17 protein-coding genes and 1 pseudogene are annotated in these 22,410 nt (G+C 70.9%); 12 read left to right on the top strand and 6 right to left on the bottom strand.

The annotated features are described in order from the left end of the window. Position 1: 1 nt before the first annotated feature. Both EHO50_RS05370 and EHO50_RS05365 read right to left on the bottom strand, forming a co-directional pair. Complete coding sequence (locus tag EHO50_RS05370; RefSeq protein WP_128428601.1) at positions 2-241, bottom strand: heavy-metal-associated domain-containing protein; 240 nt, start codon at positions 239-241, stop codon at positions 2-4. Positions 242-450: 209 nt separating this feature from the next. After that, the gene (locus tag EHO50_RS05365) at positions 451-1,134 is read right to left on the bottom strand and encodes a TetR/AcrR family transcriptional regulator (RefSeq protein ID WP_128428600.1); all 684 of its coding nucleotides are present in this window, start codon (positions 1,132-1,134) and stop codon (positions 451-453) included. Between the two features lie 169 nt (positions 1,135-1,303). On the opposite strand from EHO50_RS05365, the gene EHO50_RS05360 reads away from it, so the two are divergent. Continuing rightward, positions 1,304-3,577, top strand: coding sequence for an MMPL family transporter (locus EHO50_RS05360; protein WP_128428599.1), 2,274 nt, complete (start codon positions 1,304-1,306; stop codon positions 3,575-3,577). Between the two features lie 52 nt (positions 3,578-3,629). Continuing rightward, positions 3,630-4,673: a zinc-dependent alcohol dehydrogenase family protein gene (locus tag EHO50_RS05355; protein ID WP_128428598.1), complete on the top strand. Its 1,044-nt coding sequence runs from the start codon at positions 3,630-3,632 to the stop codon at positions 4,671-4,673. A gap of 72 nt (positions 4,674-4,745) precedes the next feature. Here the strand turns inward: EHO50_RS05355 and EHO50_RS05350 are convergent, their stop codons facing one another. The 3 genes from EHO50_RS05350 to EHO50_RS05340 all read right to left on the bottom strand — a co-directional run bounded on the left by EHO50_RS05350 (position 4,746) and on the right by EHO50_RS05340 (position 6,925). Continuing rightward, positions 4,746-5,366, bottom strand: coding sequence for a GNAT family N-acetyltransferase (locus EHO50_RS05350; protein ID WP_128428597.1), 621 nt, complete (start codon positions 5,364-5,366; stop codon positions 4,746-4,748). Between the two features lie 60 nt (positions 5,367-5,426). Next, positions 5,427-5,627 carry a helix-turn-helix transcriptional regulator gene (locus EHO50_RS05345; RefSeq protein WP_128428596.1) on the bottom strand — a complete coding sequence of 67 codons (201 nt, stop codon included), beginning with the start codon at positions 5,625-5,627 and terminating at the stop codon, positions 5,427-5,429. Positions 5,628-6,007: 380 nt separating this feature from the next. Further along, entirely contained in the window at positions 6,008-6,925 is a 918-nt protein-coding gene (locus tag EHO50_RS05340; RefSeq protein WP_128428595.1) for a sugar phosphate isomerase/epimerase family protein, read from the bottom strand. A gap of 151 nt (positions 6,926-7,076) precedes the next feature. Here EHO50_RS05340 and iolC point away from each other — a divergent pair, with 151 nt between their 5' ends. The 9 genes and pseudogenes from iolC to EHO50_RS05295 all read left to right on the top strand — a co-directional run bounded on the left by iolC (position 7,077) and on the right by EHO50_RS05295 (position 19,582). Beyond that, positions 7,077-8,027: a 5-dehydro-2-deoxygluconokinase gene (gene iolC, locus EHO50_RS05335; protein WP_128428594.1), complete on the top strand. Its 951-nt coding sequence runs from the start codon at positions 7,077-7,079 to the stop codon at positions 8,025-8,027. Beyond that, the gene (locus EHO50_RS05330; protein ID WP_128428593.1) at positions 8,024-8,905 is read left to right on the top strand and encodes a Cgl0159 family (beta/alpha)8-fold protein; all 882 of its coding nucleotides are present in this window, start codon (positions 8,024-8,026) and stop codon (positions 8,903-8,905) included. The genes iolC and EHO50_RS05330 overlap by 4 nt, the downstream gene beginning before the upstream one ends. 19 nt (positions 8,906-8,924) lie before the next feature. Then, positions 8,925-9,035, top strand: a pseudogene (locus EHO50_RS44805) (5-deoxy-glucuronate isomerase); the annotation flags it as partial. Between the two features lie 107 nt (positions 9,036-9,142). Further along, positions 9,143-11,026 carry a 3D-(3,5/4)-trihydroxycyclohexane-1,2-dione acylhydrolase (decyclizing) gene (gene iolD / locus EHO50_RS05320; protein WP_128428592.1) on the top strand — a complete coding sequence of 628 codons (1,884 nt, stop codon included), beginning with the start codon at positions 9,143-9,145 and terminating at the stop codon, positions 11,024-11,026. 14 nt (positions 11,027-11,040) lie between these two features. Beyond that, positions 11,041-12,543 carry a CoA-acylating methylmalonate-semialdehyde dehydrogenase gene (gene mmsA / locus EHO50_RS05315; RefSeq protein WP_128428591.1) on the top strand — a complete coding sequence of 501 codons (1,503 nt, stop codon included), beginning with the start codon at positions 11,041-11,043 and terminating at the stop codon, positions 12,541-12,543. A 206-nt stretch (positions 12,544-12,749) separates the two neighbouring features. Continuing rightward, entirely contained in the window at positions 12,750-14,153 is a 1,404-nt protein-coding gene (locus EHO50_RS05310; protein WP_128428590.1) for an APC family permease, read from the top strand. Positions 14,154-14,339: 186 nt separating this feature from the next. Further along, complete coding sequence (locus EHO50_RS05305; RefSeq protein WP_128428589.1) at positions 14,340-16,991, top strand: CocE/NonD family hydrolase; 2,652 nt, start codon at positions 14,340-14,342, stop codon at positions 16,989-16,991. After that, the gene (locus EHO50_RS05300; RefSeq protein ID WP_128428588.1) at positions 16,988-17,854 is read left to right on the top strand and encodes an ABC transporter permease; all 867 of its coding nucleotides are present in this window, start codon (positions 16,988-16,990) and stop codon (positions 17,852-17,854) included. Before EHO50_RS05305 ends, EHO50_RS05300 begins: the two co-directional genes overlap by 4 nt. A 144-nt stretch (positions 17,855-17,998) precedes the next feature. After that, entirely contained in the window at positions 17,999-19,582 is a 1,584-nt protein-coding gene (locus EHO50_RS05295) for a vWA domain-containing protein (protein ID WP_128428587.1), read from the top strand. Between the two features lie 16 nt (positions 19,583-19,598). Here the strand turns inward: EHO50_RS05295 and EHO50_RS05290 are convergent, their stop codons facing one another. Further along, the gene (locus tag EHO50_RS05290) at positions 19,599-20,204 is read right to left on the bottom strand and encodes a chorismate mutase (protein WP_128428992.1); all 606 of its coding nucleotides are present in this window, start codon (positions 20,202-20,204) and stop codon (positions 19,599-19,601) included. Between the two features lie 153 nt (positions 20,205-20,357). On the opposite strand from EHO50_RS05290, the gene EHO50_RS05285 reads away from it, so the two are divergent. Beyond that, positions 20,358-22,277 (top strand): AMP-dependent synthetase/ligase, encoded by a 1,920-nt coding sequence (locus tag EHO50_RS05285; protein WP_128428586.1) that lies wholly within the window; start codon positions 20,358-20,360, stop codon positions 22,275-22,277. The last annotated feature ends 133 nt before the right edge of the window (positions 22,278-22,410 follow it).

The following is a 22,410-nucleotide window of genomic DNA, read 5'->3' as shown; positions in this document are numbered from 1 at the left end:
CTCAGACCTTGGCGACCAGTTCGAAGCCCGCCTCGTCGACGGCCGCGCGTACGGCTTCCTCGTCCAGCGGGGCAGCGGAGACGACGGTGACCTCGCCGCTCGTCGCGACGGCCTTCACCGAGCTGACACCGGGGAGTTCGGAGATCTCGCCGGAGACGGCCCCCTCGCAGTGCCCGCAGCTCATGCCGCTCACCTTGTAGACGGCGGTGACGGAACCCGGGGTGTCGGTGTGGGCGGTCATGTCGTTCTCCTCGTCGAGGCGTGTGCGGTCGAGGCATGTGGGGTCGACGGGACCCACGGGGTACCTCTATTTCTCCACGCTATACCCCTACGGGGTATTTCTCCAAGCTCGAGATGCGGGGGTGTGCCGGGCGGTGGAGAGTGGATCACGGCGGGGTCGCCTCGAACCCGGGAGCTCATTCATGCGTCCCTTGCGGAAGACGATGTGCGTCAGCTCGCAGTTCGGGTCGCTCGGGTCGTGTCGCGGCGTCCGAGTCGGGTGCCCACCAGGGGGTCCAGGTAACGGATCAGGGCGTACTTCAGCTCCTGGATGTAGGCCTCGCGCTCGGCGCCCTCGTGGGCGAGCACCAGCTCCAGGCCCGCCTTGTACAGGCCCAGGCACATATGGGCGGTCCGGATGAGGTCGGCCGGGGCGACGTCGGGCAGGAGCGAGGCGAGCAGGCCCTCGATCCGGGACAGCAGGGTCGCGTGCAGGGCGTCGTGCTCCTCGGCGATGCGGCCGGGGATGTCGGGGCCGTGCATCAGGGCGAAGAACACCGGGTGCTCGCAGTTGAAGGCGATGAACCGGTCCACGGCCGCACCGACGGCCTCCTCCAGCGGTGTCGTGGGATCGACCGGGGCGAGCGCCTCGCCGAACGTCTCGCGCATCTCGTGCATGAGCCGGTCACCCAGCTCGATGGCGATCGCTTCCTTGTTCGGGAAGAACTGGTACAGCGTGCCGGGCGAGACGCCTGCCTCGCGGGCGATGGCGTTGGTGCTGGCGGCCGTGTAGCCGGTGGTGGTGAAGACGGCGGCCGCGGCCTCGAGCAGCTGGGCGATACGACGCTCGCCGCGTGCCTGGCGGCGGCGCGGCTGGTCCTTCTCCTGGTGGTCCTTCTCCCGGTTGGCGGGCACGCGTTATCCCCAGTTCTCCGAACGCGATTGACAAACGCGAGTGGTCGCTCGCATTCTGGAGAAACGCGAGCGATGTCTCGTGTTTGCCAGTCTATGGCAGTGACGGCTCCATGCTGCCCGGCTGCACACCAGCGCACAGCACGGATCAGGGTGAAGGGGACACCGCACAATGACCGAAGTCAACAGGCCGCCCCGAGTCGGAGGCTGGACCCGTTTCGTAACGGCCCGTCCACGGTTGTCGCTGCTCATCGCCCTGGTGATCACCGCGCTCGCCGTGCTGGCCGGCAGCGGGGTCGCCGACCGGCTGGGCAGCGGCGGCTGGGAGGACCCGGACGCCGAGTCGACCTACGCGACCAAGGCACTGGAGCGCGAGTTCCCCGCCTCCCAGCCCAACCTCCTGCTCCTGGTGGACGCGGGCAGCGCCTCGGTGGACGACCCCGCGGTCGCCGCCGAGGCCCGGCGGCTGGCGAAGCGGCTGGCCGGCGAGAAGGGCGTCACAGGGGTCGGCTCCTACTGGCAGGCGGACTCCTCGGCGGCTCCCGCCCTGCGTGCCGAGGACGGCCACGAGGCGCTGATCGCAGCCCGCATCACCGGCGAAGAGAAGCAGATGGGGGAGACCCTGGACCGCATCGCGCCCGAGTTCCGGGGCGCGCACGGGCCGGTGGAGGTGAGCGTCGGCGGTCCGGTCGCCGTGCGGCACGAGATGCAGACGATCATCCAGGAGGACCTGGTCCGCGCCGAGGTCATCGCCCTGCCGGTCACCCTGGTGCTGCTGGTGATGGTCTTCGGCAGCGCGGTCGCGGCCCTGCTGCCGCTCGGCATCGGCATCGTCGCGATCCTCGGCACGAACGCGGTGCTGCGCGGCCTGACCGAGTTCACCGACGTGTCCGTCTTCGCGATGAACCTCACCACGGCCCTGGGCCTGGGCCTCGCCGTCGACTACGCCCTGTTCATCGTCCGCCGCTTCCGCGAGGAACTCGCCACCGGCGCCGAACCGTTGACGGCCGTCGGCACCACCCTGCGCACGGCCGGCCGTACGGTTCTGTTCTCGGCGCTCACGGTCGCGGTGTCCCTCGCGGCGATGCTGGTCTTCCCGCAGTACTTCCTGCGGTCCTTCGCCTACGCCGGAATCGCGGTGGTGCTGCTGGCCGCCGCGGCCGCGCTGATCCTCCTCCCCGCGGCCCTGGTCCTGCTCGGCCACCGGGTCAACTCCCTGGACCTGCGTCGCATGTTCCGGCGCGGGCGGCCGGCGAGCGACCCGGACGAGCCGAAGACGTCCGCTCAGGCATCCGAGGCGACGCAGGGCAGGGCCTGGACCCGCACCGCGAACCTGGTGATGCGCCGCGCCCCCTTCTTCGCCCTGGGCACCACCGCCGTCCTGGTTCTGCTCGGACTGCCCTTCCTGGGCGTGAAGTTCGGCACCGCCGACGACCGTCAGCTGCCGTCGAGCGCCGAGTCCCATGTCGTACAGCAGCACATCCGCGACGGCTTCCCGGGCAGCCCCGGCGGAGGCCTGGAAGTGCTCGCCGAGGGCCGGGCCACTCCGGCGCAGTACGCCGCCTACAAGGAGCGGATCGCCGAGCTGCCGGAGGTGCTGCGGGTCGACGGACCGCTGGTGAAGGGCGACTCGGCGTACTTCACGGTGCTGCCGAAGGGCGAGGCGGTGGACGACCCGGCCCAGGGCCTGGTGGATGAACTGCGCGCCACCCAGGCGCCGTTCGACACCAAGGTGACCGGCGCCGCCGCGGTCCTGGTCGACTCCAAGGACGCGATAGCCGAACGCCTGCCCCTGGCGGCCGCCTTCATAGCGATCGTCACCCTGCTGCTGGTGTTCCTGCTGACGGGCAGCGTGCTGATCCCGATCCAGGCGGTGGTGCTCAACGCGCTGAGCCTGACGGCGATGTTCGGTGCCGTGGTCTGGGTCTTCCAGGACGGCCATCTGTCCGGCCTGCTCGGCTTCACCAGCCCCGGCTCGATCGAGACGACCCTGCCGGTGCTCATGTTCTGCGTCGCCTTCGGCCTGTCGATGGACTACGGCGTGTTCCTGCTGTCCCGCATCAAGGAGGAGTACGACGCGACCGGCGACCACGACCAGGCGGTCCGGCACGGCCTGCAGCGCACCGGCGGACTGATCACCGCGGCCGCCGTGATCCTTGCGGTGGTGATGGTCGCGATAGGCACCTCCCGGGTGACCAACACCAAGATGCTCGGCCTCGGTATCGCCCTGGCGGTGCTGATGGACGCGATGATCGTCCGCAGCCTCCTGGTCCCGGCGGTCATGCGCCTCACGGGCCGGGCGACCTGGTGGGCCCCGGGTCCGCTGCGGCGGTTCCATGAGCGGTTCGGGCTGAGTGAGTCGGGCGGCGAACCCGAGCCGGCCACTGTGGAGGCGCGGGACGAGGAGCGGAACGAGGAACGGGACAAGGTGGCCGCGCGGAGATAGCGTTGCGCCGGTCGCGTGAGAGCCGGAGGGACGCGGCCGAAAGGGGACGGGCATGCAGGCGGTGGTGTTCGAGCGGTACGGGGAAGTGGCCGAGGTGCGTGAGGTGCCCGACCCCCGCCCCGCTCCCCACGGAGTGACCGTGCGCGTCGAGGCGACGGGGCTGTGCCGCAGTGACTGGCACGGCTGGCAGGGCCACGACCCGGACATCACGCTGCCGCATGTGCCGGGCCATGAACTCGCCGGCGTCGTCGAGGCGGTGGGCGACCGGGTGACGCGCTGGCGTCCCGGCGACCGGGTCACCGTGCCCTTCGTGTGCGCCTGCGGCAGCTGCGGGGCGTGCGCGGCCGGCGATCAGCAGGTGTGCGAGCGCCAGACCCAGCCCGGCTTTACCCACTGGGGCTCCTTCGCCCAGTACGTGGCGCTGGACCACGCCGACGTCAACCTCGTCGCCGTCCCCGAGGAGATGTCCTTCGCGACCGCCGCCTCGCTCGGCTGCCGGTTCGCCACCGCGTTCCGGGCGGTCGTGCAGCAGGGCCGGGTGGCGGCGGGGGAGTGGGTCGCGGTGCACGGCTGCGGCGGGGTGGGCCTGTCGGCGGTGATGATCGCGGCGGCATCGGGCGCGAGGGTCGTCGCAGTGGACGTCTCACCACAGGCCCTGGACCTGGCAAGGAAGTTCGGCGCGGCGCAGTGCCTGGACGCTTCGAGCACACCGGACACGGCGGCGGCGATCCATGCCCTGACCGACGGCGGCGCCCACCTCTCCCTGGACGCCCTCGGCTCACCCACCACCTGCGCCGCCTCCGTCAACGGCCTGCGCCGCCGAGGCCGGCACATCCAGGTGGGCCTGCTGCCCTCGACGTCCGGCACGACCCCCGTCCCCATGGCCCGCGCGATCGCCCTCGAACTGGAACTGCTGGGCAGCCACGGCATGGCGGCGCACACCTACCCGCCGATGCTGGAGCTGGTACGGGCGGGCGTGCTGCGCCCGGATCTGCTGGTGACGTCGACGATCGGACTGGACGCGGTGCCGGCGGCGCTGGCGGCGATGGGGACGGCGCCGGGGGCGGGGGTGACGGTCATCGAGCCGTGGAATTGAGGGTCACCACGGCGTGGAGCCGACGGTCATCCAGCCGTAGGGCTGACGGTCATCCAGCCGTGGGGTCGACGGTCATCCGGCCCTCGAACTGACGGTCATCCCGCCGTCGAGCGGTGGGCGTGCGTCGGGGCGACCGCGGTGGTCGGCCCACTCGGGTGCGAGGATCGACATCCGTACCTCGTCGATCCACTCGCCCGACTGCCACTGCCACACCGACTGCCGGTTGACACCCTCGGCGACGAATCCGGCCTTCTCATAGGCGCGCCGGGCCCGGGGGTTGTGGGCCAGGACGTGCAACGAGACGCGGTGCAGCTTGAGTTGCTCGAAGGCGTGGCCCACCATCAGCCTGACCGCTTCCGTGCCCAGGCCACGGTCGCGTCCGCCGGGGCCGATCAGTATGCGGAAGCTGCAGTTGCGGTTGGGCTCGTCCCAGTCGTTCAGGACGGCCTCGCCGACGAGTTCGCCGCTCGCCCGGTCCACGATGCCGAGGTCGAGCCGGTCGGTCTGGTCGTTCCGGCTCCCGTACCAGGCGCGCAGCCGGTCCAGTCCGAACTCCTCCTCCGGGCTGCCGGTGAGCCGTACCACCTCGGGGTCGGACAGGATCCGCGCCATCACGGGCACGTCCTCCTCCGTGAAGGGGCGCAACAGCGCCCGCTCGCCACGGAGTACAGGTTTCACGGAGAAGTCGCTCATGGAGCGACTGTGCCCCACGCGGCTGGTGGGGCACAGCTTGTTTTCCCGGAGGCCGGGAGGTCAGTCCGATCTGCGCCCTCGGTTCCCCGGCCGGGACTCCACCCAGGCCCGCACGGTATCCGCGTACCAGAAGGGCTTGCCGTGCTCCACATGGTCCGGCGGCGGCAGCAACCCGTGCTTGCGGTACGACCGCACGGTGTCCGGCTGCACCTTGATGTGCGCCGCGATCTCCTTGTAGGACCAGAGCATTCGGTCGGTCATCAGTTGCACCTCCCTGCGCGCGCCGCGGCGGCGACCAGGTGCGGTCGTCGGGGGGACCGTGCGCTGCGCTGGCGATCACAGGCGATCACAAAGCCTGTGCCCCGTGAACGACGCGGTTCGAGGAGGGGAAAGGGCCTGTGCACGGGGTGTGACGCAAGGCCCGCGTAGGTGCGACATGCGTGACAGGAAAGGTGCGTTTGTGACACAGGTGCCGCAAAGGCGCGCGCGGGCGCGAGGGCGTGGCGCATTGACAGACGCCGCCGCGATCGGCGAGCTCGTACTGCAACGCCCCTTCAGGGGCGCGGGGAACTGCGCGACAAGCCACCCGCAACCCGCAACCCGCACTCGCACACAGCACCCGGCGCCCCGCCAGGCGCCCGTTACGCCCCGCACGACCTCAAGAAGGCCCGAGTCCGCTGAGCAATGGGCAACGGCTTGTCCGGCTCACACGGATACATGTCCTGTTCGACGATCGCGAACAGGTCGACGTCCAGCTTCTGCGCAGCCTCGAGCACCGGCCCCAGCGCAGGCACGCCACCCGGCGGCTCACACATCACACCCTGAGCCACGGCCGGCCCGAACGGCGTCCCCTTCGCCCGCACGTCGGCGAGGATCTCCGGATCCACCTGCTTCAGATGCAGATACCCGATCCGCGAACCGTACGTCTCGATCAGCTTGACGCTGTCCCCGCCGCAGTACGCGTAGTGCCCCGTGTCCAGGCACAGCGACACCAGGTCGGAGTCGGTCCCGTCCAGGAACCGGACGACGTTCTCCTCGCTGTCGATGTGCGTGTCCGCGTGCGGGTGGACGACGATGCGCAGCCCGTACCGCTCACGCACCTCCCGCCCCAGCCGCTCGGTCAGCGAGGTCAGGTTCCGCCACTGCTCCGGCGTCAAGGTGTCCGGCTCCAGCACCTCACCGGTCTTGTCGTCCCGCCAGAAGGAGGGGATGACGACCAGGTGCTTCGCCCCCATCGCCTGCGCGAGCACCGCGTTGTCCGCGACGTGCGCCCAGGTCTTCTCCCACACGGCTTCACCGTGGTGCAGCCCCGTGAAGACCGTCCCGGCCGACACCTTCAGGCCACGCTTCGCCGTCTCCTCGGTGAGGACGGCGGGATCGGTCGGCAGGTACCCGTACGGGCCCAGCTCGATCCACTCGTAGCCGGACTGCGCGACCTCGTCGAGGAAGCGCTGCCAGGGGACCTGGGCGGGGTCGTCCGGGAACCAGACGCCCCACGAGTCGGGCGCCGACCCGATACGGATGCGGGACAGTGAGGACTGAGGTGACAACGACGTCATGGCGCTCAGCTTCGGCACGCATGGCAAGCGCTGTCAAGGTCTGGTCCGAATGTCTGGACAAAACATTGACAGGGCTGTGTGCCTCGGACTACAAAGCCGGGAGAGCCGGTACGAGCCGATACGAGCCGAGCGAAGGGACGAAGGGAACGCGATGGCGTACGACCTGATCACCATGGGGCGCATCGGAGTGGACCTCTACCCGCTGCAGACCGGCGTCCCGCTGCCGCAGGTCACGTCCTTCGGCAAGTTCCTCGGCGGCTCGGCGACGAACGTCGCGGTCGCGGCGGCCCGTCTGGGACGGCGGACCGCGGTGATCACCCGCACCGGCGACGACCCCTTCGGCACCTACCTCCACGAGGCCCTCCAGGGCTTCGGCGTCGACGACCGCTGGGTGACCCCGGTCCCGGGCCTGCCCACCCCGGTCACCTTCTGCGAGGTCTTCCCGCCGGACGACTTCCCGCTGTACTTCTACCGCCGGCCCAAGGCCCCGGACCTGGAGATCGACGCCCACGAGCTCGACCTGGACGCCATCCGTGACGCCCGTATCTTCTGGATCACCGGCACCGGCCTGAGCGAGGAGCCCAGCCGTACGGCGACGCTCGCGGCCCTCGCCCACCGCGCCAAGTCCGGTACGACGGTCTTCGACCTCGACTGGCGCCCCATGTTCTGGACGGACCCCGACGCGGCGCGCCCCTTCTACGCGGAGGCGCTCAAGCACACCACCGTCGCCGTCGGCAACCTCGACGAGGTGGAGGTCGCGACGGGTGTCCGGGAGCCGAAGGCCGCCGCCCAGGCACTGCTGGACGCCGGTGTCGAGATCGCGGTCGTCAAGCAGGGCCCCAAGGGTGTCCTCGCCGTCAACAGCAAGGGCGAGCAGGCCGAGGTCCCGCCGCTCCCGGTGAACGTCCTCAACGGCCTCGGCGCCGGTGACGCCTTCGGCGGCTCCCTCTGCCACGGGCTGCTCGAAGGCTGGGACCTGGAGAAGATCATGCGGCACGCCAACGCGGCCGGCGCCATCGTCGCCTCCCGCCTGGAGTGCTCCTCCGCGATGCCGACGCCGCAGGAGATCGAGACCGCGATCGCCGCGGGGGCCGTCAAGTGACCGTCGACATCGCGGAACTCGTCCGCATCCGCACCCGGCATCCCGAGGCGATCGCGGAGGCCGCCGCCCGCCGCACCCGGCGGCCCCTCCTCGGCGACTCCGGCCGGCTGATGATCGTCGCCGCCGACCACCCGGCCCGCGGCGCCCTCGGCGTCGGCGACCGCAAGTTCGCCATGGCCAACCGCGCCGACCTGCTTCAGCGCCTCTGCCTGGCCCTCTCCCGCCCCGGCGTCGACGGCGTCCTCGCCACCGCCGACATCCTCGACGACCTGCTGCTGCTCGGCGCCCTCGACGGCAAGGTCGTCATGGGCTCCATGAACCGCGGCGGCCTCCAGGGCGCGAGCTTCGAACTCGACGACCGCTTCACCGGCCACCGCCCCGAGGACATCCAGCGCCTCGGCTTCGACGCCGGCAAGCTGCTGCTGCGCATCGACTACGACGACCCGGGCTCCCTCACCACCATGGAGTCCACCGCCCGCGCCATCGACGAGATGGCCGCACGCCGACTCCCGGTCTTCGTCGAGCCGTTCATCAGCCGCCGCAGCGAAGAGGGCAGGCTGAAGAACGACCTCTCCGCCGAGGCCGTCACCAAGTCCATCGCCATCTCCTCGGGTCTGGGCGGCACTTCGGCCTACACCTGGCTCAAACTGCCGGTCACCGACAACCCCGACGACATGGCCGAGGTCATGGCGACCTCGACACTGCCCGCCGTACTCCTGGGCGGCGAGGTCGGCGACGATCAGGACGGCGCGTACGAGAAGTGGCGCGGCGCCCTCCAACTGCCCACCGTGCGGGGCCTGGTGGTCGGCCGTTCGCTGCTCTACCCGGCGGACGGGGACGTTGCCGCCGCGGTGGACACTGCCGTAGGACTGCTGTGAGGTCCCCATGACCACGAGCCGTACCTTCCGCCCACAGATCGCCTCCGGCGCGGGTAGCCGCTTTGCTTTGGCAGGAGCGAAGTGCGAGCGAAGACTCCCCGCCCGCTACGGCCCCGCGCCGGAGGTCCCCGACATGGTCCGTCGAGTCGTACCGGGCGGCGGTCGAGTCGTACCGGGCGGTGGAGCCGTACGGGAGTGGCGGATCTGCTTCCGCCCGAACCACACGGAGGGTTCCCGATGACCTCAACGACGAGGCTCACGGTCGCACAGGCGCTCGTCCGCTTCCTGTCCGCCCAGTACACCGAGCGCGACGGCGTACGGCAGCGCCTGATCGGCGCCACATGGGGCATCTTCGGCCACGGCAACGTCGCCGGGATCGGCCAGGCGCTCATCGAGTACGGCGATGTCATGCCGTACCACCAGGGCCGCAACGAACAGTCGATGGTGCACGCGGCCGTCGGGTACGCCCGCCAGTCCAACCGGCTCTCCACGCACGCGGTGACCACCTCCATCGGCCCGGGCGCGACCAACCTCGTCACCGGCGCGGCGCTGGCGACCATCAACCACCTCCCGGTCCTGCTCCTGCCCGGCGACATCTTCGCCACCCGCCCCGCCGACCCGGTCCTCCAGCAGCTCGAAGTGCCGTACGCCGGCGATGTGTCGGTCAACGACTGTCTGCGCCCGGTGTCGAAGTACTTCGACCGGATCACCCGTCCGGAAGCCCTCATCCCCTCCGCCCTGAACGCCATGCGGGTGCTGACGGACCCCGTCGAGACCGGCGCCGTCACGCTGGCGCTCCCGCAGGACGTGCAGGCCGAGGCGTACGACTGGCCCGACGACTTCTTCGCCGAGCGCACCTGGGTGGTCCGCCGCCCGGGCGCCGACCCGACCGAGCTCGCCGAGGCCGTCCGGGCGGTCAGGTCCGCCCGCAGGCCCCTGGTCATCGCGGGCGGCGGCGTCCACCACAGCCGCGCCGAGGAGGCCCTCGCCGAGTTCGCGGAGGTCACCCGCATCCCGGTCGCCTCCACCCAGGCCGGCAAGGGCTGCCTGCGCTTCGACCACCCCCAGGACGTCGGCGGAGTCGGCCACACCGGCACCGCCACCGCCGACGAACTCGCCCGCACCGCCGACCTGGTGATCGGCGTCGGCACCCGCTACACCGACTTCACCACCGCCTCCGGCACCCTCTTCACCGGCGAGGGCGTCCGCTTCCTCAACCTCAACATCGCCCCCTTCGACGGCCACAAGCTCGCCGGAATGCCGCTGATCGCGGACGCGCGCACCGGCCTGGAGGAGCTGACCGAGCGGCTGGAGATGCACGACCACCGGGTCGCCGACTCCTACGTCACCGAGTACACCGAGGACAAGGACCGCTGGGAGCACCGCGTCGACGCCTGCTACGAGGCCGACGAGCCCGACGTACGGCCGACCCAGCCGCAGGTGCTGGGCGCGCTGGACGCGATCGTCGACGAGTCGGACGTGATCATCAACGCGGCCGGCTCCCTCCCCGGCGACCTGCACAAGCTGTGGCGGGCGCGCTCACGGGACCAGTACCACCTGGAGTACGGCTACTCCTGCATGGGCTACGAGATCCCGGCCGCGATCGGCGTGAAGCTGGCCGCCCCGGACCGGCCCGTGTGGGCGCTGGTCGGCGACGGCACCTATCTGATGATGCCGACGGAGATCGTGACCGCCGTGCAGGAGGGCGTCGCGATCAAGGTGTTGCTCGTGCAGAACCACGGGTACGCGTCCATCGGCGGCCTGTCGGAGGAGACGGGTGCCGAGCGCTTCGGCACCGCGTACCGCTTCCGCGCGGCCGACGGCACCTTCAGCGGCGCCCCGCTCCCCGTCGACCTGGCCGCCAACGCCGCGAGCCTGGGCATGCGGGTGCTGCGCGCGAAGACCGTACGGGACCTGCGCGAGGCGCTCGCCGAGGCCCGCGCGGCCGACACACCCACATGTGTCTACGTCGAGACCGAAACGGCAGACACTGTGTCGGGCCCGCCGCCCGCGCACGCCTGGTGGGATGTTCCTGTGGCCGAGACCGCGACCCGACCGTCGGCGGTCAAGGCACGTGAGCTGTACGAACGGCACGTCTCGACCCGACGCCGCCATCTGTGAAGGAGAAACCGGTCATGACGAAGATCGTCAACCACTGGATCGGCGGCAAGACCGTCGAAGGCGCGTCGGGCACGTTCGGGCCGGTCACCGACCCGGCTACCGGCGCTGTCACCACGAAGGTCGCGTTCGCCTCGGTCGACGAGGTGGACGCGGCGGTCGCGGCCGCCAAGGAGGCGTACGTGACCTGGGGCCAGTCGTCGCTGGCCCAGCGCACCTCGATCCTGTTCAAGTTCCGCGCGCTGCTGGACGCCAACCGGGACGCGATCGCCGAGCTGATCACCGCCGAGCACGGCAAGGTGCACTCCGACGCCCTCGGTGAGGTGGCGCGCGGCCTGGAGATCGTCGACCTGGCGTGCGGCATCAGCGTGCAGCTGAAGGGTGAGCTGTCCACGCAGGTCGCGAGCCGCGTGGACGTCTCGTCGATCCGCCAGCCGCTGGGTGTCGTCGCGGGCATCACGCCGTTCAACTTCCCGGCGATGGTCCCGATGTGGATGTTCCCGATCGCCATCGCGTGCGGCAACACCTTCGTGCTGAAGCCGAGCGAGAAGGACCCCTCGGCGTCGATCAAGATCGCCGAGCTGCTGGCGGAGGCCGGACTGCCGGACGGCGTCTTCAACGTCGTCCACGGCGACAAGGTGGCCGTCGACCGCCTCCTGGAGCACCCGGACGTCAAGGCGGTGTCGTTCGTCGGCTCGACCCCGATCGCCCGCTACATCCACACCACCGCCTCCGCCAACCACAAGCGCGTCCAGGCCCTCGGCGGCGCCAAGAACCACATGCTGGTCCTGCCGGACGCCGACCTGGACGCGGCCGCGGATGCGGCGGTATCGGCGGCGTACGGCTCGGCGGGCGAGCGCTGCATGGCCATCTCCGCCGTCGTCGCGGTCGGCGCGATCGGCGACGAGCTGGTGGAGAAGATCCGCGAGCGCGCCGAGAAGATCAAGATCGGCCCCGGCAACGACCCGACCTCCGAGATGGGCCCGCTCATCACCGCCGCGCATCGCGACAAGGTGGCCTCCTACGTCACCGGCGCCGCGGCCGAGGGCGCCGAGGTGATCCTCGACGGCACCGGCTACACGGTCGACGGCTTCGAGGACGGCCACTGGATCGGCATCTCGCTCCTCGACAAGGTGCCCACGTCGGCGAAGGCGTACCAGGACGAGATCTTCGGCCCCGTCCTGTGCGTGCTGCGCGCCGAGACCTACGAGGACGGCGTGGCGCTGATCAATGCCTCGCCCTTCGGCAACGGCACCGCGATCTTCACCCGGGACGGCGGCGCCGCCCGCCGCTTCCAGCTGGAGATCGAGGCCGGCATGGTCGGCGTGAACGTCCCGATCCCGGTCCCCGTCGGCTACCACAGCTTCGGTGGCTGGAAGGACTCGCTCTTCGGCGACCACCACATCTACGGCAACGACGGCACGCACTTCTACACCCGCGGCAAGGTCGTCACCACCCGCTGGCCGGACCCGGCGGACGCCCCGTCCGGCGTCGACCTCGGGTTCCCGCGCAACCACTGACGCACCGACTTGAGCGTGTGGGGCCGTCCGGATCGCGGACGGCCCCATTTTTTTGCGGGCCCGGGCTGCGGTTCCCGCATGCTCGAAAGTCGTGCTGTACACGGCTTTGACGCAACGCTAACACGCGTCAAGATGCCTTTCGGCAACGAATTCCGTAGGTAATGAGCCATTGACGTGATGGTTTCCGTCAATGTTGCATCCCCCTCGTGACCGACACCCTCACCCCAGCCGAGGGCGCCGTCGTCGAGGCGTCGGACAGCCCTCAGAAGCTCAAGCGCTCGATCGGCGTCCTCGGCGGCACCCTGCTCACGCTCTCCTGCGTGACCCCCGCCTCCACCCTCTTCGTGGTCGTCCCCGACCTGTTCGGCTCGCTCGGCACCGCCACCGCCCTCACGATCGCCATCGGCTCCCTCCTGTGCATCGCCGTGGCGTTCTGCTACTCGGAGCTGGGCACTCTCGTCCCCAGCGCGGGCGGCGAGTACGCGATGGTGTCCACGCTGGCCGGACGGCTGGCGGGCTGGCTGGTCTTCGTGCTCTCCCTGCTGGTCGTCATGATCGTCCCGCCGGTGATCGCGATGGGCACGGCCGACTACCTCGCACCGATCGTCCATCTCGACCCGTCCATGGCCGGCGCCGGCGTCATGCTGCTCGCCACCCTCGCCGGCCTGCTCGACCTGCGCGCCAACGCCTGGATCACCGGCGTCTTCCTGGTCCTCGAGGTCATCGCCGCGGCCGTGGTGGCGGTGCTCGGGTTCGCGCACGCCGAGCGCGGCCCCGGCAGCCTGGTCTCGATGGAGGTGGCCGGCGCGGACGGCGGCACTGACACCGTGACGGCTCTGCTGATCGTCTCCGGACTCGCGATCGCCCTCTTCGTCACCCAGGGCTTCTCGACCGCCGTCTACCTCTCCGAGGAGCTGGAGAACCCGCGCCGCAACGTCGCCCGCACGGTGCTCGCCACCCTCGCCATCTCCACCGTGATCATCCTGGTCCCGGTCGCCGCCATCACCCTGGGCGCCTCGAACATCGACGAACTGACCGGCGGCGACATCAGCACCATGGTCACCGCCTGGTCCAACTCCGCGGTCGGCACCTTCGTCAGCCTCTGCGTGGCCCTCGCGATCATCAACGCGGGCATCGTCATGGTCATCCAGAACTCCCGCGTCCTGTTCGCCTCGGCCCGCGACAAGGCCTGGCCTCAGCCGGTCAACAACCTCCTCACCAAACTCGGCCGCTTCGGCTCCCCCTGGGTCGCCACCCTCGCGGTCGGCATCCCCGGCGCCGCCCTGTGCTTCGTCAACCTCGACACGCTGTACGGCATCACAGGCGTCTCGGTGACCGGCATGTACCTGCTCGTCGCGGTCGCCGCGCTACGGTCCCGCCGAGGCCCCCACAAACACGGCCCGGCATGGCGCATGCCGCTGTGGCCCGCGATGCCGGTCCTGCTGATCGCGGTCCTCCTGTACATCCTGAGCCAACAGGAGACGAGCTACCTGCTGTGGACGGGCGGCATAACGGCGGTCGCAACCCTGTACTGGGCGCTGTATCTCCGCCCGCGCCGGTCCACTCGGTGGCTGGTGTCGATACCGACGGACGAGCAGGCGCCCCTTTAGGGGCGCGGGGAACTGCGCGATCAACCACAACGAACCCGCAGTCGGCCGACAACAGACCCCCCCGAGCTCCCACCCGCCCTACCACGAACGCGGTAGACAAATCCCCCTCCGTACCCCCACGGAAGGGGCCGGGATTCAGCCCTCGGTCGATAACTGACCGACAGGTTCACCCCGTACCGTTGAAACATGGATCTTCGACTGCCCGGCCTGCGAGGGCGCGTACGGAGGCCGCGACGGTGGTTCGCCGCCGCGGCCTCCGTCGTCGTCCTCGCCGGTGCCGGTACATGGACGGCCGTCGCCGACGACGACGCGCCGCCGGTGCGCAGCACCGACCGGGTCATGGACATGGGGGACGGGGTACGCATCGACACCTCGTACTTCACCTCGGGCAGCTCGGGACGCCGCCCGGCCGTCCTGCTGGGACACGGCTTCGGCGGCAGCAAGGACGACGTACGGCAGCAGGCCGAGGACCTCGCCCGGGACGGGTACGCGGTCCTGACCTGGTCGGCCCGCGGCTTCGGCAAATCGACCGGCAAGATCGGGCTGAACGACCCGAAGGGCGAGGTCGCCGACGTCTCCAAGCTGCTCGACTGGCTGGCGAAGCAGCCCCAGGTCGAGCTCGACAAGGCCGGCGACCCGCGGGTCGGCATGGCGGGCGGTTCCTACGGCGGCGCGATCGCGCTGCTGGCCGCCGGGCACGACGACCGGGTGGACGCCATCGCCCCGGCGATCACGTACTGGAACCTCGCGGACGCCCTCTTCCCGAACGGCGTCTTCAAGAAGCTCTGGGCCGGCATATTCGTCAACTCCGGCGGCGGCTGCGACAAGTTCGAGACACAGATCTGCGAGATGTACGACCGGGTCGCCGAGTCCGGCACCCCGGACGCCGACGCCCGCACGATGTTGGAGGAGCGGTCGCCGTCCGCCGTGGGCGACCGCATCGACGTACCCACCCTGCTGATGCAGGGCCAGTCCGATTCCCTCTTCCCCCTGGGCCAGGCCGACGCCGCCGCGAAGGCGATCCGTGCCAACGGCGCCCCCGTCGACGTCGACTGGATCGCCGGCGGCCACGACGGCGGCGACATGGAGACGGGCCGGATCCAGGAGCGCGTGCGGTCCTGGTTCGACCGCTACCTCAAGGACGACAAGAGCGTCGACACCGGCCCGGCCTTCCGCGTCACCCGCACCGGAGGCGTCGACTCCACCGACGGCCAGGCCACGCTGAGGGGCGCGAGCGCGGACTCCTACCCCGGCCTGGAGAGCGGCCGGCAGTCCGTCTCCCTCACCGGCGGCGAGCAGAGCTTCGCCAACCCGGCCGGCGCCAACCCGCCCGCCGTCTCGGCCCTGCCCGGCCTCGGCGGCTCCGGCGGCCTCGCCCAGCTGTCCTCGCTCGGGGTCGGGGTGTCACTGGACTTCCCGGGCCAGTTCGCCCGGTTCGAGTCGGCGCCGGTCCGCGACGACCTGCGCATCACCGGCTCCCCGACGGCGACGGTCCACGTGAAGTCCACCAGCGAGGACGCCGTGCTCTTCGCCAAGGTCTACGACGTCGGCCCCGGCGGCACCCAGCAGGTGCTGCCGTCCCAGCTCGTGACGCCCCTGCGCGTCGAGGACGCCAAGGCGGGCAAGGACGTGACGATCACGCTCCCCGCCATCGACCACGACATCGACAGCGGCCACCGCCTGCGCCTGGTCCTGTCCTCCACGGACCTCGGCTACGCCTCCCCCCTCGCCCCGGCGACGTACACGGTCTCCCTCGAGGGCGACCTGTCGGTCCCGACGGCCCCCGGCGTGAGCACCGCCGCCGCTCCGCTGCCGTCCTGGGTGTGGTGGCTGCCGCTCACGGGCGCGGTGATCGCGCTGGCCCTGCTGCTGACGGCCCGCCGTCGCACCGCCACCCCCGCGCCCGACCCCGAGCTGGCCGAAGTACCGCTCCAGATCACGGACCTGAGCAAGCGGTACGCGGGGTCGGAGGACCGTTACGCGGTACGGGATCTGTCCTTCCGCGTCGAGAAGGGCCAGGTCCTCGGCCTGCTCGGCCCGAACGGCGCCGGCAAGACGACGACCCTGCGCATGCTGATGGGCCTGATCAAGCCGGACGCCGGTGAGATCCGCGTCTTCGGCCACGCGATCCGCCCGGGCGCGCCCGTCCTGTCCAGGGTCGGCGCCTTCGTGGAGGGTGCGGGCTTCCTGCCGCACCTGTCCGGCCGGGAGAACCTGGAGCTGTACTGGCAGGCCACCGGCCGCCCGCCGCAGGACGCGCACCTGGACGAGGCCCTGGAGATCGCGGGACTCGGCGACGCGCTCGCCCGCGCGGTGCGCACCTACTCCCAGGGCATGCGCCAGCGCCTGGCCATCGCCCAGGCCATGCTCGGCCTGCCGGACCTGCTCATCCTCGACGAACCGACCAACGGCCTCGACCCGCCACAGATCCGCGAGATGCGCGAGGTGATGATCCGCTACGCGGCCGCCGGCCGCACGGTGATCGTCTCCAGCCACCTGCTGGCGGAGGTCGAGCAGACCTGCACCCACCTCGTGGTGATGGACCGCGGCCGCCTCGTGCAGGCGGGCCCGGTCGGCGAGATCGTCGGCTCCGGCGACACGCTGCTCGTCGGCACCCCCACCGCCGTGGAGGAGCCGGTCGTCGACAAGGTCGCCGCCCTGCCCGGCGTGGCTTCGGCCGTGCGCACCGACGACGGACTCCTGGTCCGGCTCGACGCCGACGGCGACGCGACGCGCCTGGTCGCCGAACTCGTACGGCTGGAGGTGCCCGTCCAGTCGGTCGGCCCGCACCGCCGCCTGGAAGACGCCTTCCTCACCCTGATCGGAGGTTCCGCATGAGCACGCTCACCGAGCGCACCGAGGTCGCCTCCGGTTACCGGGCGGGCCATACGCTGCCCCTCCGGGTCGAACTGGTCCGTCAGCTCAAGCGCCGACGGACGCTGGTCATGGGCGCGATCCTGGCCCTGCTGCCGTTCGTGCTGGTCATCGCCTTCGCGATCGGCGGCGACACGGACGACGGCTCCGGCAACCGCATCAACCTGATGGACACGGCCACGGCGTCCGGCGCGAACTTCGCCGCCGTCAACCTCTTCGTCTCCGCGGGCTTCCTGCTGGTCATCCCCGTCGCACTGTTCTGCGGGGACACGGTGGCGTCGGAGGCCGGCTGGTCCTCTCTGCGCTACCTCCTCGCGGCGCCCGTGCCCCGGGCCCGCCTGCTGTGGTCCAAGCTCGTGGTCGGGCTGGGTCTCAGCCTGGCCGCGATGGTGCTGCTGCCGGTGGTGGCGTTGGCGGTCGGTACGGCCGCGTACGGCTGGGGTCCGTTGCAGATCCCCACCGGCGGTGCGCTCGACACGGGCACGGCGGCGCAGCGGCTGGTGGTGGTCGTGGCGTACATCTTCGTGTCCCAACTGGTCACCGCGGGCCTGGCGTTCTGGCTCTCGACCAAGACGGACGCCCCGCTCGGCGCGGTCGGCGGCGCGGTCGGCCTGACCATCGTCGGCAACGTCCTCGACGCCGTGACCGCCCTCGGTGACTGGCGCCACTTCCTGCCCGCGCACTGGCAGTTCGCCTGGGCGGACGCCGTGCAGGCCCGCCTGGAGTGGTCCGGCATGATCCAGGGCACGGCGATTTCCGTAACGTACGCCCTCGTGCTGTTCGCCCTGGCCTTCCGCGGTTTCGCCCGCAAGGACATCGTGTCGTAGGTCAACGGAAGATCACCTACCGGTCTCGACGGCCCGTTCCCGTGCCCTCTTCGAGACTCATCCGCAACGCTCCGTAGCGCACGTTCCGGCCCCCTGGCCCGTCACAGTCACAGAAGGCGACGTCAACGGACCAAGGGGGCACGGATGTTGGAGCGGTACCGCGTACGAAGGCTGCGCGCCGCCCTGCTCGCACTCACCGCGGCAGGCGGCCTGCTGCTCACCGGCTGCAGCGCCGGGGACGGCAGCAACAGCGGGGGCTACAAGGCGGACGACGCAAGCAACGGCAACGCCTTGCCCGCCCCCGACTACCACAACAGCAGCGGCGGAACGGGCGAGCAGAAGGGCACCGACGACTCCGACGACTCCGACGGCTCCGACGACCCGGATTCCCGCGAGTTCGCGCCCGCCCCCGACTACCTCTCCACCTTCGCCCTGGACGTCGACACCGCCTCCTACGGCTACGCCCGCCGCACCCTCGCCGAGGGCCGGCTGCCCGATCCTTCGACGGTCCGCCCCGAGGAGTTCGTCAACAGCTTCCGCCAGGACTACGACCGCCCCGACGGCAACGGCTTCACGGTCACCGTCGACGGCGCCCGCACCGACCGCGAGGACTGGTCCCTGGTCCGCGTGGGCCTGGCCACCCGGCCCGCCGAGGACCCCGGCGAACGCCCGTCCGCCGCCCTCACCTTCGTCATCGACATCTCCGGCTCCATGGCCGAACCGGGCCGCCTCGACCTCGCCAAGGACTCCCTCGGCGTGATGGCGAACCGGCTGCGCGACGACGACTCGGTCGCCATCGTCACCTTCAGCGACGAGGCCGAGACGGTCCTGCCGATGACCCGCCTGGACGGCAACCGCGACGAGATCCACGACGCCATCGACAGCCTGGAGCCCACCGACTCCACCAACCTCGGCGCGGGCATGGAAACCGGCTACGAGACGGCCGTGGAGGGGCTGCGGGAGGGCGCCACGAACCGCGTGGTCCTCATCTCCGACGCCCTGGCCAACACCGGCGACACCGACGCGGACACCATCCTCGAACGCATCGCCTCCGAGCGCCGTGAACACGGCATCACCCTCTTCGGCGTGGGCGTCGGCAGCGACTACGGGGACGCCCTGATGGAACGCCTGGCCGACAAGGGCGACGGCCACACCGTCTACGTCTCCGACGAAGCCGACGCCCGAAAGGTCTTCTGCGACGACCTCCCCCGCAACATCGACCTGACCGCCCGCGACGCCAAAGCCCAGATCGCCTTCGACGAGGCAACCGTCTCCGACTTCCGCCTCATCGGCTACGACAACCGCCAGGTCGCCGACGAGGACTTCCGGGACGACAGCGTCGACGGCGGCGAGATCGGCCCCGGCCACACGGTCACCGCCCTCTACGCGGTCCACACCAGGCCCGGCACTTCAGGCCACCTCGCCACGGCGAGCGTGCGCTGGCTCGACCCGAAGACCCGCGCCCCGCACGAGGAGTCGGGCCGGCTGGAGACCGGCTCCCTGCACGACTCCCTGGGCGTCGCCTCCCCGAGGTTCCAGGTGACCGCGACCGCCGCCTACTTCGCCGACGTCCTGCGTGACGGCGACGACACCCGAAGCTCCCTGCCCGGTACCCCGTCCCTGCGCGAACTCGAGGAGACCGCCGAGGAGTTGGCGAAGGAGACGGAGGACCGGGCGGTGCGGCAGCTCGCCGAGGCCATCGGCCAGGCGGGCTGGGCGATGGACTGAGGTACGGGCCGGTGGCTCAGTCCGCGCAGACCGAGGGCAGCGCCCGCACGAGCCCCTCCGCGTGCAGCGCGTCCAGCTCATGGCCGTACGCGGACCGGAGGGCGGCGAGACCCAGCCGCGGCTCGCACGACGGCGACGTCCGCAGCCGCTGGGTGTCCTTCAGGGCGTCCAGCAGCTGGGTGGTGATGCGGTCGAGCACCGGCCGCACCTCTTTGACCAGGTCGGGCCGCTCGGTGGGCCGCTCCTCGGGATGCGCGTCCCAGCGCGCGTACAGCCCGCGCTGCACCAGCTTGTTCGCCTCGATCTGGTCCCGGAAGACGGCCTGCACGGCCGCCGGGTCCAGTCCGAGCGCGGTCGCCCGCGCGGCGACGTCGTCCAGGATCTGCTGCTCGCGCACCGGGTCGTCGATCGGCTTGTCGGTGCCGTACTTGGCCGCAGCCACCTTGTCGGCGACCAGCAGCCGCTCGGCGAACAGTTCGGTCAGCGGGGCGAGTCCGGGGGCGACGGCGGCCGCGTGAGCCGGAGGCGAGGAGTGCGCGGCGGCCGGTGCGGCGCCGGCGAGGGACACGGCCGCGAGGGCGCAGACGGCGACCAGGGCGGACCGGAGACGTCGGGGGTGCATCGGGGAGTGCACAGGGGTTCCTTCCGTGGGGGGTGGTCGGACAGCAACCTACAGACCAGGCTCTGACGCCTTCACGGCGCGTGAACCATTGACCTTCTGTTACGCGCGAGTAAGTTGACTTCCCGGTAAGTCTGGCTGGCATCGGGAGCCGTCATGGGCGTACGCAAGGATCTGAAGCGGGCGAAGCAGCGCACCGATCTGATGGACCGCACCAGGGTCGAGGTCGTCAAGGACGCCGAGGGCGTGGTCCGCGAGGCCCGCACCCCGCCCCTCGCACCGCACCCCGCCACCGGCAGCACCGCCGACCTCCCCTTCACCAACGCGGCCGAGGCCCCCGACGCGGTGGCCCTCCGGCGTAGACGGGGCGGCACCTGGAAGCCGGTGACGGCCGCGGCTTTCGCCGACGAAGTCACCGCCGTGGCCAAGGGGTTGATCGCGGCCGGCCTCGAACCAGGCGGCCGCGTCGCCGTGATGTCCCGCACCCGCTACGAGTGGACCGTCCTCGACTTCGCGATCTGGGCGGCAGGCGGCCAGACCGTCCCCATATACGCGACCTCCTCCGCCGATCAGGTCGAGTGGATCGTCCGCGACTCGGGCGCCCGAGTCGTCGTCACCGAGACCGCCGAGAACACCGCCACGGTGACCACCGCCACCGCCCGTCACCAAGCCCCGCCCCGAACCTGGGAGTTGGAGGCCGACGCACTCACCGATCTCACCGCCCTCGGCCGGCACCTCCCCGACGACGAGGTCACCAAGCGCCGCGCCGCCCTCACCCCCGACACCATCGCCACCGTCTGCTACACCTCCGGGACCACCGGCCGGCCGAAGGGCTGCGTCCTCACCCACGCCAACCTGCACGCCGAGGCGGCCAACACGGTCGAGCTGCTGCACCCCATCTTCAAGGAGGTCACGAACCAGGACGCCTCCACGCTCCTCTTCCTGCCCCTCGCCCACATCCTCGGCCGCACCCTCCAGATCGCCTGTCTGATGGCCCGCATAGAGATCGGCCACTGTCCGAGCATCAAGCCCGACGAACTCCGCCCGGCGCTCAAGGAGTTCCGCCCCACGTTCCTCGTCGGCGTCCCGTACCTCTTCGAGAAGATCCACGACACCGGCCGCGCGACGGCCGAGAAGATGGGCCGCGGCTCCTCCTTCGACCGAGCCGACCGCATCGCCGTCCGCTTCGGCGAGGCGTACCTGAACAAGTTCCTCGGCACGGGCAAGGGCCCCGGCGTCGGCCTCTACGCCGCCTGGGCCCTGTACGACCTGCTGGTCTACCGCCGCGTCCGCAAGGAGCTGGGCGGCCGCATGCGCTACGCCATCAGCGGCGGCTCCCCGCTCGACCGCAACCTCAACCTGTTCTTCTACGCCGCCGGAATCCTCGTCTACGAGGGCTACGGCCTGACCGAGACGACGGCCGCCGCCACCATCGTCCCGCCCCTGAAACCCCGCCCGGGCACGGTCGGCCAACCCGTCCCCGGCACCGCCGTCCGCATCGCCGACGACGGCGAGGTGCTCATCAAGGGCGGCATCGTCTTCGGCTCGTACTGGAACAACCCGGCCGCCACCGACGCCGTACTCCAGGACAACTGGTTCGCCACCGGCGACCTGGGCTCCCTCGACGAGGACGGCTATCTCACCATCACCGGCCGCAAGAAGGACATCCTCGTCACCTCCGGCGGCAAGAACGTCTCCCCTGCCGTCCTGGAGGACCGTCTGCGCAGCCGCCCGCCCGTCGGCCAGTGCTTCGTCGTCGGCGACAACCGCCCCTTCGTCGCCGCCCTGATCACCCTCGACCCGGACGCGGTGGCCCACTGGCTCGCCGTACGCAAACTGCCCGCCGACACCCCGATGGCGGACCTGATCCAGGACCCCCGGATGCGCGCCGCCGTCCAAAAGGCCGTCGACTACGCCAACGAGGCCGTCTCCCGGGCCGAGTCGATCCGCGCGTTCGCCCTGGTCGAGGGCGAGTTCACGGAGGAGAACGGCATGCTCACCCCGTCCCTGAAGGTCAAGCGGCATGCGGTGACGGCGGCGTACGCGCAGGAGATCGAGGCGCTGTACGGCAACTGAGGGCCCCTCAGCCGACCCGTTCGCGGTCGCCGGTCACTCTTGCGGACGATTGCGTTCGAGTCACCGCACTCAATCGGTGCAATAAGCGTATATATGGCTATGCGTCACTATGAAGGAGGAGCCGCCCGAGGAG

The organism is Streptomyces cyaneus, assembly GCF_004028635.1.
Lineage (GTDB): Bacteria > Actinomycetota > Actinomycetes > Streptomycetales > Streptomycetaceae > Streptomyces > Streptomyces cyaneus.
This window is presented reverse-complemented; position numbering and strand designations above follow the sequence as displayed.

What these genes read in the sequence shown, in the direction of transcription:
- EHO50_RS05300 (WP_128428588.1), top strand. Translation starts at nt 16,988, where the DNA reads ATGAGCACGCTCACCGAGCGCACCGAGGTCGCCTCCGGTTACCGGGCG.
- mmsA (WP_128428591.1), top strand. Translation starts at nt 11,041, where the DNA reads ATGACGAAGATCGTCAACCACTGGATCGGCGGCAAGACCGTCGAAGGC.
- EHO50_RS05360 (WP_128428599.1), top strand. Translation starts at nt 1,304, where the DNA reads ATGACCGAAGTCAACAGGCCGCCCCGAGTCGGAGGCTGGACCCGTTTC.
- EHO50_RS05290 (WP_128428992.1), bottom strand. Translation starts at nt 20,204, where the DNA reads ATGCACCCCCGACGTCTCCGGTCCGCCCTGGTCGCCGTCTGCGCCCTC.
- EHO50_RS05305 (WP_128428589.1), top strand. Translation starts at nt 14,340, where the DNA reads ATGGATCTTCGACTGCCCGGCCTGCGAGGGCGCGTACGGAGGCCGCGA.
- EHO50_RS05295 (WP_128428587.1), top strand. Translation starts at nt 17,999, where the DNA reads ATGTTGGAGCGGTACCGCGTACGAAGGCTGCGCGCCGCCCTGCTCGCA.
- EHO50_RS05370 (WP_128428601.1), bottom strand. Translation starts at nt 241, where the DNA reads ATGACCGCCCACACCGACACCCCGGGTTCCGTCACCGCCGTCTACAAG.
- EHO50_RS05285 (WP_128428586.1), top strand. Translation starts at nt 20,358, where the DNA reads ATGGGCGTACGCAAGGATCTGAAGCGGGCGAAGCAGCGCACCGATCTG.
- EHO50_RS05345 (WP_128428596.1), bottom strand. Translation starts at nt 5,627, where the DNA reads ATGACCGACCGAATGCTCTGGTCCTACAAGGAGATCGCGGCGCACATC.
- EHO50_RS05340 (WP_128428595.1), bottom strand. Translation starts at nt 6,925, where the DNA reads ATGACGTCGTTGTCACCTCAGTCCTCACTGTCCCGCATCCGTATCGGG.
- iolC (WP_128428594.1), top strand. Translation starts at nt 7,077, where the DNA reads ATGGCGTACGACCTGATCACCATGGGGCGCATCGGAGTGGACCTCTAC.
- iolD (WP_128428592.1), top strand. Translation starts at nt 9,143, where the DNA reads ATGACCTCAACGACGAGGCTCACGGTCGCACAGGCGCTCGTCCGCTTC.
- EHO50_RS05350 (WP_128428597.1), bottom strand. Translation starts at nt 5,366, where the DNA reads ATGAGCGACTTCTCCGTGAAACCTGTACTCCGTGGCGAGCGGGCGCTG.
- EHO50_RS05355 (WP_128428598.1), top strand. Translation starts at nt 3,630, where the DNA reads ATGCAGGCGGTGGTGTTCGAGCGGTACGGGGAAGTGGCCGAGGTGCGT.